The organism is Paenibacillus sp. GCM10027629, from assembly GCF_042676425.1.
Classification (GTDB): Bacteria; Bacillota; Bacilli; order Paenibacillales; family Paenibacillaceae; genus Paenibacillus_K; species Paenibacillus_K terrigena.
The window spans coordinates 42,376-42,853 of record NZ_JBHTGZ010000016.1; the positions used below are offsets into that span (position 1 = coordinate 42,376).

The 478-nt window shown below is 52.5% G+C and carries 4 tRNA genes and 1 rRNA gene; all 5 read right to left on the bottom strand.

The features are described from left to right. Position 1 precedes the first annotated feature (1 nt). A tRNA-Val gene (locus tag ACFQZR_RS25635) sits at positions 2 to 77 on the bottom strand. Positions 78 to 87: 10 nt separating this feature from the next. After that, positions 88 to 162 (bottom strand) — tRNA-Glu (locus ACFQZR_RS25640). Positions 163 to 195: 33 nt separating this feature from the next. Continuing rightward, positions 196 to 271 (bottom strand) — tRNA-Thr (locus tag ACFQZR_RS25645). Positions 272 to 276: 5 nt separating this feature from the next. Continuing rightward, positions 277 to 352: transfer RNA gene (locus ACFQZR_RS25650), tRNA-Asn, on the bottom strand. Between the two features lie 45 nt (positions 353 to 397). Continuing rightward, a 5S ribosomal RNA gene (gene rrf / locus ACFQZR_RS29030) occupies positions 398 to 478 on the bottom strand; the annotation flags it as partial.

Genomic DNA, 478 nt, shown 5'->3' on the forward strand with positions numbered 1-478 from the left:
ATGGTGGAGGCTAACGGGATCGAACCGCTGACCCTCTGCTTGTAAGGCAGATGCTCTCCCAGCTGAGCTAAGCCTCCGAATTATTCATGGTGACCCGTAGGGGATTCGAACCCCTGTTACCTCCGTGAAAGGGAGGTGTCTTAACCCCTTGACCAACGGGCCTTGCTGCATTGATGCTTGTACATAGGTGCTACATGGAGCTCTCAACCGGGATCGAACCGGTGACCTCATCCTTACCATGGATGCACTCTACCTACTGAGCTATGAGAGCAAAAGTGGCTCCCCGAACAGGACTCGAACCTGTGACAACTCGATTAACAGTCGAGTGCTCTACCAACTGAGCTATCAGGGAATAGAGTGTTCTAACGATATGTTGCAATCGTTAGAATAACTACACGCTTGGCATCGTCCTACTCTCCCAGGACCCTGCGGTCCAAGTACCATCGGCGCTAGAGGGCTTAACGGTCGTGTTCGGGAT